The 9,798-nt window shown below is 60.8% G+C and carries 9 protein-coding genes and 1 pseudogene; 5 read left to right on the forward strand and 5 right to left on the reverse strand.

The features are described 5' to 3' along the window. Positions 1-116: 116 nt before the first annotated feature. From sutA to glnK, 4 genes are all read right to left on the reverse strand, one after another. The gene (gene sutA / locus M5C71_RS29315; RefSeq protein WP_100942140.1) at positions 117-449 is read right to left on the reverse strand and encodes a transcriptional regulator SutA; all 333 of its coding nucleotides are present in this window, start codon (positions 447-449) and stop codon (positions 117-119) included. 102 nt (positions 450-551) lie between these two features. Next, positions 552-977 carry a secondary thiamine-phosphate synthase enzyme YjbQ gene (locus M5C71_RS29320; RefSeq protein ID WP_100942141.1) on the reverse strand — a complete coding sequence of 142 codons (426 nt, stop codon included), beginning with the start codon at positions 975-977 and terminating at the stop codon, positions 552-554. A 212-nt stretch (positions 978-1,189) separates the two neighbouring features. Further along, entirely contained in the window at positions 1,190-2,530 is a 1,341-nt protein-coding gene (locus M5C71_RS29325) for an ammonium transporter (protein WP_103499024.1), read from the reverse strand. 34 nt (positions 2,531-2,564) lie between these two features. Next, complete coding sequence (gene glnK, locus M5C71_RS29330) at positions 2,565-2,903, reverse strand: P-II family nitrogen regulator (protein ID WP_002555808.1); 339 nt, start codon at positions 2,901-2,903, stop codon at positions 2,565-2,567. Between the two features lie 416 nt (positions 2,904-3,319). Here glnK and M5C71_RS29335 point away from each other — a divergent pair, with 416 nt between their 5' ends. Continuing rightward, the gene (locus M5C71_RS29335; protein ID WP_103499025.1) at positions 3,320-3,580 is read left to right on the forward strand and encodes an accessory factor UbiK family protein; all 261 of its coding nucleotides are present in this window, start codon (positions 3,320-3,322) and stop codon (positions 3,578-3,580) included. Positions 3,581-3,657: 77 nt separating this feature from the next. Here M5C71_RS29335 and M5C71_RS29340 read toward each other — a convergent pair whose 3' ends face one another. Beyond that, positions 3,658-5,298 carry a methyl-accepting chemotaxis protein gene (locus M5C71_RS29340; protein WP_103499026.1) on the reverse strand — a complete coding sequence of 547 codons (1,641 nt, stop codon included), beginning with the start codon at positions 5,296-5,298 and terminating at the stop codon, positions 3,658-3,660. Positions 5,299-5,831: 533 nt separating this feature from the next. On the opposite strand from M5C71_RS29340, the gene M5C71_RS29345 reads away from it, so the two are divergent. The 4 genes and pseudogenes from M5C71_RS29345 to M5C71_RS29360 form a co-directional block, all read left to right on the forward strand. Continuing rightward, positions 5,832-7,202, forward strand: a complete 1,371-nt coding sequence (locus tag M5C71_RS29345; protein WP_248769369.1) for a cytochrome c — start codon at positions 5,832-5,834, stop codon at positions 7,200-7,202. A 15-nt stretch (positions 7,203-7,217) separates the two neighbouring features. Next, positions 7,218-7,760, forward strand: coding sequence for a sorbitol dehydrogenase family protein (locus tag M5C71_RS29350; protein ID WP_247263072.1), 543 nt, complete (start codon positions 7,218-7,220; stop codon positions 7,758-7,760). Beyond that, complete coding sequence (locus tag M5C71_RS29355) at positions 7,757-9,391, forward strand: GMC family oxidoreductase (protein WP_248769370.1); 1,635 nt, start codon at positions 7,757-7,759, stop codon at positions 9,389-9,391. The genes M5C71_RS29350 and M5C71_RS29355 overlap by 4 nt, the downstream gene beginning before the upstream one ends. A 212-nt stretch (positions 9,392-9,603) precedes the next feature. Then, a pseudogene (locus tag M5C71_RS29360) lies at positions 9,604-9,798 on the forward strand (hydrolase); the annotation flags it as partial.

The raw sequence follows: 9,798 nt of genomic DNA on the forward strand, positions 1-9,798 counted from the left end.
GAGCAAGCTTGCTCGCGATCACCGGCGCAGCCGGTGCCAAACACCACTGTCCGCCCATGAAAAAGCCCGCAGCGACGGCGGGCTTTTTCAACAAAGCAGAAAACCGACGCTGAGACTCAGATAGGCCGGCTGCCGTATTTGTTATCGGGCTTCTTGGGCGGATCGGCCACCACATTGGCCTCGACTTCCTGCACCTTGCCGCCACGCGCCAGGAACTCTTCCATGGCCTTGGCCAGGGCGTCGCGTTCCTTGTTCTTGGCTTCAACGCTCGGCAGTTCGTCAACCGACACCGCAGCCTTGGCTTTGCCCTTGGCAGTCGGTACCGGTGCATCACCACCGTCGTCATCGGCAACATCTACATCTTCAGCTGACGCCGCTTCCAGACCTTCTTCGGTTTCGTCGTCTTCACCGACCTCGAGGTCGTCGTTTTCCAGATCATCGTCGCTCATGTTCTACCTCATGACTTGCGAAAAGCAGATTAGTTATAGCCCAGCTGTGCCGACTGTCGAAGGCCGCCGGAAAAAAATCAACATCCGCTGCATACCAGCGGCTTATGCCCCGTCACCGTAAAGGGTGGCAAGGACTTTACGAGCACCGCCATGATCCCGGTGCTCGCCCAGATAGACACCTTGCCAGCTACCCAGGGCCAACCGTCCCGCCGTCACCGGCAAAGTCAGCTGACAGCCTAGCAAACTGGCCTTGAAGTGCGCCGGCAGGTCGTCCGCGCCTTCGTCGTTGTGTTCATAATCGGCCTTGACCTGGGGTACCAGCCGGTTGAAAAAACGCTCGAAGTCGCGACGGACCGCCGGATCGGCATTCTCGTTGATGGTCAACGAGGCCGAGGTATGCTGCAGCCACAGATGCAAAAGACCGACCTGGCACGCCTGGAGTTCAGGCAAACCGTCGAGCAACTCCTGGGTCACCAAATGAAAACCCCGGGGCCTGGCCCGCAAGGTAATCAGGGTCTGTTGCCACATACAGTTCTCCGCCCTTCGGCGCGCATTCTAGCGCGCTGTGGAAAAAAGCAAAGCGCCTAATCCTCTTGCTTTGCTGTAAGCAATCGACCCTTACAAAAACGCCCTGGGGTTTTGGCCGTAATGCCTTTGGATAAATCCTTTCAGTCCCTTTTTCAATGACAAACTCCAGGCAAAAAAATGCCCGGCAAGCCGGGCATTTTTTTTCAGTGCGGTTACACGTTCAAGCCACGCTCGTTGTGTTGCGCCAGGTCCAGGCCCACCGACTCTTCTTCGTCGGTCACACGCAGCCCCATCACGGCATCCAGCACCTTGAGGATGATGAAGGTGACAATCGCGGTGTAGATGACGGTGAAGCCGACGCCTTTGCACTGAATCCAGACTTGTGCGGCGACATCGGTGGTAGCGGTGTTGAAGCCGCCCATGGACGGTGCGGCGAACACACCGGTCAGGATCGCGCCGAGCATACCGCCGATACCGTGCACGCCGAAGGCGTCCAGGGAGTCGTCGTAGCCCAGTTTGCGTTTCAGCGTAGTGGCGCAGAAGAAGCACACCACACCGGCCGCCAGGCCGATGATCAGCGAGCCCATCGGGCCCACGGTGCCGGCAGCAGGCGTAATGGCAACCAGACCGGCGACCACACCCGAAGCGATGCCCAGGGCACTTGGCTTACCGTGGGTCAGCCACTCGGCGAACATCCAGCCCAGCGCAGCGGCGGCGGTAGCGATCTGGGTGACCAGCATCGCCATACCGGCGGTGCCGTTGGCCGCCGAGGCGGAACCGGCGTTGAAGCCGAACCAGCCGACCCACAGCATGGCCGCGCCCATCAGGGTGTAACCGAGGTTGTGTGGTGCCATCGGTGTGCTCGGGAAGCCTTTGCGCTTGCCCAGCACCAGGCAGGCCACCAGGCCGGCAACACCAGCGTTGATGTGCACCACGGTGCCGCCGGCGAAGTCGAGCACGCCCCAGTCGCCCAGCAGGGAACCCGGGCCGCTCCAGACCATATGCGCAATCGGCGCATAGACCAGGGTGAACCACACGCCCATGAACACCAGCATCGCGGAGAACTTCATGCGTTCGGCGAAGGCACCGACGATCAGCGCCGGGGTGATGATGGCGAAGGTCATCTGGAAGGTGACGAACACCGCCTCGGGGAACAGCGCCGTCGGCCCGGTGATGCTGGCCGGCGTGATGCCCGCGAGGAAGGCCTTGGCCATACTGCCGACGAAGGAGTTGTAGTTGACGACGTTGGCTTCCATCCCGGTGGTATCGAACGCAAGACTGTAGCCATAAATGAACCACAGAACGGTGATCAGCCCGGTAATGGCGAAGCACTGCATCATCACGGAAAGAATGTTTTTCGAACGCACCATGCCGCCGTAGAACAGCGCGAGGCCTGGGATCGTCATGAACAGCACGAGGGCTGTGGAGGTCAGCATCCAGCTGGTATCGCCGGAATTGAGGACTGGAGCAGGTACCGGGTCCGCCGCCATGGCCAAGGCCGGCATTACGAGGGACAACAGGGCTCCTAGCCCTGCGAATTTACGCAGAGTCATATTGTTTTCTCCTGGGGCGTTGGGGTTTGGCGGCTTAGATTGCGTCGGTATCGGTTTCGCCGGTACGGATGCGAATAGCCTGTTCCAGATTGACCACAAAGATCTTGCCGTCACCAATCTTGCCGGTGTTGGCCGCCTTGGTTATCGCCTCGATAACCCGGTCAAGATCCTTGTCGTCAATGGCGACATCAATCTTCACCTTGGGCAGGAAGTCGACCACGTATTCCGCGCCGCGATACAGCTCGGTGTGACCCTTCTGCCGACCGAAGCCTTTGACCTCAGTAACGGTAATGCCCTGCACGCCGATCTCGGACAACGACTCGCGCACGTCGTCCAACTTGAACGGCTTGATGATGGCAGTGACTAGCTTCATGAAAACTCTCTCCCGAATTGGTGGACTTGCCCCAGGAAAACAAACCCGACTCAAGTCTAAGCGCAGTGCCTGGCTTTGTAACGCATCGTCGGTCCACATCTACCGCCCGACGCCAGCTAACCGCTGCCGGCGAAACTTCCCAGCTTCGCCTGCCGCACTGCATTCGTCACAGCGACTGCATCAGTGCATGGGTCACTGGCAACTAAGCAGAAAGCTTGCCAGCTCCGTAAAAACCAATGATTTCAGTCCCTTGGTCGCTATGGAGGGTGAAAAAGCACGTTGCGCCCGGGCTATACGCACAACAACGGTGCGCACTGCGCCAGCGCGATGCGCGATAACCGTGCGCCCGCCCCATGGAAATGACTATAGACACTGCGTGGTACACTGGTCGGTAATCTGTTTCCGGAACCTTAGCCATGCTTGCGCCCAAAGCTTTCCTCGATGCCCTGAGCGGCCACGCCTCCCGTTTGTTCAGCGGTGAAACACCCCTGCCCCGCCAGGAATTCGAAAGCCAGTTCAAGGTGCTGTTGCAGAGCGGCTTCAGCAAGCTGGACCTGGTCAGCCGGGAAGAGTTCGACAGCCAGATGGTGGTGTTGGCCCGGACTCGCGCGCGGCTGGAGAGTCTGGAGGCGAAGGTGGCGGAGCTGGAGGCGCGGCTGGCTCCAGCCCAGCAATAACCAGCATCAGGCCGCTAAGTAGCTACCCGAACGCATTCGGTGCATGGGCAAGTCAGTACCATTCCTGGCACATAGGGTCAGAGGCGGAAACGGCTGACCAGCGTGTTGAACGAAAGGGCCAGGTTCGACAATTCCTGGCTCGAAGCGCTGGTCTGGTGCGCACCGGCGGCGGACTGGGTCGAGAGATTCTGGATATTCACCAGGTTGCGATCGACCTCACGGGCCACATGGGCCTGCTCCTCCGAAGCCGTGGCGATCACCAGGTTACGGTCATTGATCTGCGCAATACCGTCGGCGATCTGCTCCAGGGCCTCGCCAGTGGTCTGGGCCAGGCCCTGGGTCTCGGTCACCAGCGCCTGGCTCTTGCCCATGGCCTCGACTGCGCCGTCGGCACGGTTCTGTACCGAGCGAATCATGCTCTCGATTTCACCGGTGGACGCCTGGGTGCGCGCAGCCAGGGCGCGAACCTCATCGGCGACCACGGCGAAGCCGCGCCCCTGCTCACCGGCGCGGGCGGCCTCGATGGCCGCATTGAGGGCCAGCAGGTTGGTCTGTTCGGCGATCCCGCGAATCACGTCCAGCACCTTGCCGATATCGCGAACCTGCACGGCAAGGTCCCTGACCAAGCCGGTGGATGACGTGATTTCCAGGGTTGCATTGTTGATCGCCAGCATCGCGTTACGTGCCTGGTCGCGGCCATTGCTGGCCTGCAGACTGGTCGATTGCGAAGCTTGGGAGGTGGAGACGGCATTGCGAGCCACCTCTTCGACTGCCGAGGTCATTTCGGTCACAGCCGTGGCCGCCTGCTGGATCTCGTCATTCTGCCGGGTCAAGGCACGGCTTCCATCGTCGGTGACAGCCGTCAGTTCCTCGGCGGCGGAAGCCAACTGATCCGAAGCGCTGGCAATCTGCTGGATCGTCGACTTCAGGCTGGCCTGCATGTCCCCCAGGGCCTTGAGCAACTGGCCGGCTTCATCGCGGCGCTGGCTGGTGATGGGCTGGGTCAGGTTGCCCTGGGCGATGCGTTGCGCGCAATCGACCGCCGTGGCAATCGGTCGGCTGATCAGGCGGCTGATAAACAGGCCCAACAGCAACGCAGCTACAAAGGCCGCGATAATGCCGCTGTACAACAGGGTCCTGGCCGACACCTCTTGAAGCTTGGCAGCCTTGGCATCTTCACTGATCTGGCGATCATTGGAGTCGATCATGATGGTCAACTGATCCATCACTTTGCGATAAGCCTTCTGCAGGTCACCCAGCAGCAGGGGGTACCCCTTCTCCAGGTCGCCGGCCGCCATCAGTGCCACATACTGCTGCACCATCGCCTGGTAGACCGGCCAGTCGCGGGCCATCTGGTCGCCGGCAATGCGCTCGTCTTCAGCCAGGAGCCCTTTGCGATACGCGGCAAACGCCTGCTCGCTGGCCAACTGGTTGCCTTTCATCGAGGCGAGAAACTCATCCTTCATGCTCTGCGGGGCATTGCCGGCGGTGGCGACATAAAGCCGGTACATGTCGCGCATCTGGCCAACCGCCTTGGTCTTGGTCTGCGACGTGTTGGCGACCGAGACCAGGTTGTTGCCGAACACCGCCTGCAGGCGCGCCGACAGCGCGGAAACACCGCTGATGCCAAGCATTCCCACAGCGAGTGTGATCAAGGCACAGAGGACAAAGGAAGTGATCAGTTTGGTCGAGAATTTTGCATCATTGAGCCAGTTCATCGGTGGTTCCTCATAGGGTGCTGATCGCACAGCCCTGTTATGTGTGTATTTCCCCGCCCTGCGTAATGCCAGGTGAAGGGACCGTGTCGGTACTCCATCGCCACTCGGGCCCGCCTGGCGACAGTGCAGGCACCGCCAGCGCAATGCCTGGCACGTTTTCTTGAACATGACGTCGTACCACGCCACAAACGCACAAGCCAAAACACCCGCTGGCTCTCAAGTATGAGGGAGTCAAAAAGGACAACTTTCTTTCTTGCCGTCCCATCGCACTCACGATGTTTCCGGCCAACACCACGCTGAAATACCCATTCCAGAGCCATCTACTGGAAAAAATAAATAATGGCTATTTGCCATATTTGTTGAGAAAGATTACCTCATGTGAAATATTGATCGCAATGTACGACATCGTATGACTAGGAAAAAACTTTGGCCCTCCCCACCAAGATCACGCGTGTGGGCCAAACCATGAGGAGTTACCTATGCATCCGCAGAGGATGGGTCAGCCATTGCCAGGTGCGCGCAAGGCAAAACCCATGAAGATTACGATCGCAGGGTGCCTGGTCCTGACGGCGGTCAGCCTGGCGGCCCATGGCCAGGCGCTCGATGCCAGTGCTTCGCCAGGCAAGCGTCTGGCGGTGGCCGCTGATTGCGTGGCCTGCCATAGCAGCGACGCAGGCAAGCCCTTTGCCGGCGGTTACCCACTCAACTCGCCGATGGGTGTCATCTACTCGACGAATATCACCCCCTCGAAAACCGCCGGTATCGGCAATTACAGCCAGGCAGACTTCTCCCGCGCCGTGCGCGACGGCGTGACCCCGGATGGCACCCGCCTGTACCCGGCGATGCCCTATACGTCCTACGCGAAGCTGACTGATAGCGATGTCGCCGCCCTGTATCAGTACTTCATGCAGGAAGTCGCGCCGGTGGATATGCCCAGCCGCAAGACCGAACTCGACTTTCCGTTCAATATCCGCACCTCGATGCTCGGCTGGAACCTCCTGTTCCACCGCCAGGAACGCTTCGTGGCGGATCCGGGCAAGTCCAGGCAGGTCAATCGCGGCGACTACCTGGTCAATGCGCTGGCCCATTGCGACACCTGCCATACCCCGCGCAACTTCCTGATGGCCGCGGATAATGACAAGGCGCTGTCCGGCGGCTCGCTGGGGACTTGGTACGCACCGAACATCACCTCGGACAAGACCAGCGGGATCGGTGCCTGGTCGAACGACGAGATCGTCGCTTACCTGCGCAGCGGCCATGTCGAGGGCAAGGCACAGGCTGCCGGCCCCATGGCCGAGGCGGTCGAGCACAGCCTGCAGTACCTCGCCGAAGATGACCTCAAGGCCATCGCGGCCTACCTGTTGCAGACCCGCCCCATCACCAGCGACGAGCGCCAGGCCCGGCATACCTTCGGCCAGGCGTCTAGCGACGAGCTCAGCCTGCGCGGCGGCAACCCGCAGGACAATCCGGGCTGGCACATCTTCAGCGGCACCTGCGCCAACTGCCACCAGGCCAACGGCCAGGGCACCCGCGAGTACCCATCACTGTTCCATAACACCGCGACCAGCCGCCGCGACAACCTGATCGCGACCATCGTCTACGGTGTGCACCGCGAAGTCGACGGCGTGGCAATCGATATGCCGGCCTTCGGTCCCGACGCGCGGTTCACCGATCGCCTCGACGACCAGCAGATCGCCGATGTCAGCAACTATGTCCTGTCCCACTACGGCAATCCCGAACCGAGCGTGACCGCCGCCGATGTGGCGCGCGTACGCGAAGGCGGCCCCAAGGCGCCGCTCGCCGTGCTGGCGCAGTTCAGCGTGCCAGGCCTGATCATTCTCGGCCTGCTGATCATCCTGGCCCTGTTCAGATTCAATGTTCGCCGTCGGTATAGGGAAGCCTGAGCAATGGAAACTTCGATGACTGACAAACACGTGCCCGTTCCATCCGCCCCCTCCCATGTCTTGTCCCGCCGCAGCCTGCTAAGCGGCTCGGTCACCCTGGGCCTGGCGGCCCTGGTCGGTGGTCTCGGCCCCTGGCAACCGGTCATGGCCATGGCCGAAAGCGACCAGGACTTTATCGTTTTGTCGCAATTCCTGGTCAGCCGACCGGTCAACCCGGTCCTGGCGGCACGCTACTACCGCGCCCTGAGCCGGCGCGCGGCGAATTTCAGCGGCAATGTCGCTGCCCTCAAACAACTGATCGTCGGACAGGGCTTCAAGCATGTGGATGAATACCTCGCCCAGGCCAACCCCGACCCATCATTGAAGGCGACCGCGACCAGCATCATTTCGGCCTGGTACCTGGGCACCGTCGGCGAGCTCGCCGACGCCGAGCTGGTCAGCTACGCCGAGGCACTGATGTACCGCCCGACCCACGGCATCCTCATCATCCCAACTTACGGTGGCGGCCCCGACTCCTGGGGCAGCAAGCCAGCCGACACTCAGGATTTCAAACTATGAGCAGCATGGCTTACGACGCCGACGTGATCGTCATCGGTTCCGGCGTGATGGGTGGCCTGATTGCCAGCAACCTGGCCAAGGCGAACAAATCCGTGATCATCCTCGAAGCAGGCCCGCGGGTGAACCGTCGCGAGATCGTCGAGACCTTCCGCAATTCCGCAGTCAAACTGTCGCTGGCCAATACCAAGCTGCAGGGTGCCGGCTCGCCCTATCCGAGCCTGCCGCACGCGCCGTCCACCTATGGCGACTACCTGCAGCAGGTCGGCCCGGTCAAATACAACACCTCCTACCTGCGCGTGGTCGGCGGCACCACCTGGCACTTCGGCTCCTCGCTGTGGCGCATGCTACCCAACGACTTCCGCCTCAACGCCCTCTATGGCCGAGGGCGCGATTGGCCGATCAGCTACGACGAACTGGAGCCCTTCTACGCCCGTGCCGAAACCGAGCTGGGCGTCTCCGGGGTCGATGGCCAGGACGAAAGCGGCCAGGGCGGCAAGGCCTATCCGCCGCGCTCGATCCCCTACCCGATGCAGGGCCTGAAGCCGAGCTATATGTTCCAGCGCCTCTCGACCCTGCTGAGCAAGGGTGGCTACCACCCGATCCTCGAACCCAATGGCCGTGCCACCCGCCCCTATGGCAAGCGCCCGCCGTGCGCAGGCAACAACAACTGCAACCCGGTCTGTCCGATTGCCGCCAAGTACGATGGTTCGATGCATATCGACGAGGCCGAGCGTCATGGCGCCAAGCTCCTGGACAACTCGGTGGTCTACAAGATCGAGGCCGGCGACAATGGCAAGATTACCGCGATCTGGTACATGCGCCCGGACAAGACCCAGCATCGCCTGACCGCCCGTTACTTCGTGCTGGCGGCCTATGGCATCGAATCGCCGAAGCTGTTGCTGATGTCCACGTCCGAGAAATACCCCAACGGTATCGCCAACACTTCCGACCAGGTCGGCCGCAACCTGATGGACCACACCGGTGTCAGCATGAACGTGATGACCAAGGAGGACATGTGGCCCGGCGAGGGACCGACCCAATTGCTGGTGTACCTGAACAGCCGCGACGGCGCCTTCCGCAAGGACTACCCGAGCTACAAGATCAAGGTCCGCAACACGGTCCCGACCTCGCAGATCACCGGCAACCTGATCGCCAAGGGCGTGCTCGGCTCGAAGCTCGACGAACAGATACGCCTGCAGTCGGCACGCTCGCTGAACTGGGCAGTGGACTTCGAGACCTTGCCGCTGCCGGAAAACCGCATCACACCGAGCAAGACGCGCTTCGATGCGATTGGCCTGCCGATGCCGGAGATCTACTACAGTGTCCCTGACTACTGGCATGCCGGTAAGGAAAAGGCGCTGGAGGATCTCAAGCAGTTCGCCCACCTGCTCGACGCCGATATCCTCGGCACCGATGTCAACTTCCAGAACCGCCAGCACATCATGGGCACCACCATCATGGGCGACGATCCAAAAAACTCGGTGGTCGACCGCGACTGCCGCAGCCATGACCACGCCAACCTGTTTATCGCCGGAACCAGCGTGATGCCCTCGTCGTCTTGCGTGAACCCCACATTGACCGGCGCCGCGCTGAGCATTCGTATCGCCGATCAATTGCTGGGGGAGGTCTAGACCTCTACCGTGACAAGCCAACCTGGCTTGTCACGCGCCCTCGGGCACTGAGCGAATTGTCTCTTTATTAGAATCAATGATTCCCGTTTTTGCCGGATTGTCCCGAGAGATATTGAACAATAAAGTACACCCATGCCGCAGCCACTGACCGAAACGACAAGCTGCTGCCGAATTCAATCTCTCAACACTCCCGACTCATAAGGAAATCAATCATGTCCAACCGCGAACTGCTCAACCCAACCAACTCCACCCTGATCCTGATCGACCACCAACCGCAAATGTCCTTCGGCGTGCAATCGATCGATCGTCAGACGCTGAAGAACAACACCGTGGGCCTGGCCAAGGCAGCGAAGATCTTCAACGTACCGACGATCTATACCTCGGTGGAAACCAAGAGCTTCAGCGGT

It is taken from the genome of Pseudomonas sp. MWU12-2345 (genome assembly GCF_023242385.1).
GTDB lineage: Bacteria > Pseudomonadota > Gammaproteobacteria > Pseudomonadales > Pseudomonadaceae > Aquipseudomonas > Aquipseudomonas gingeri_D.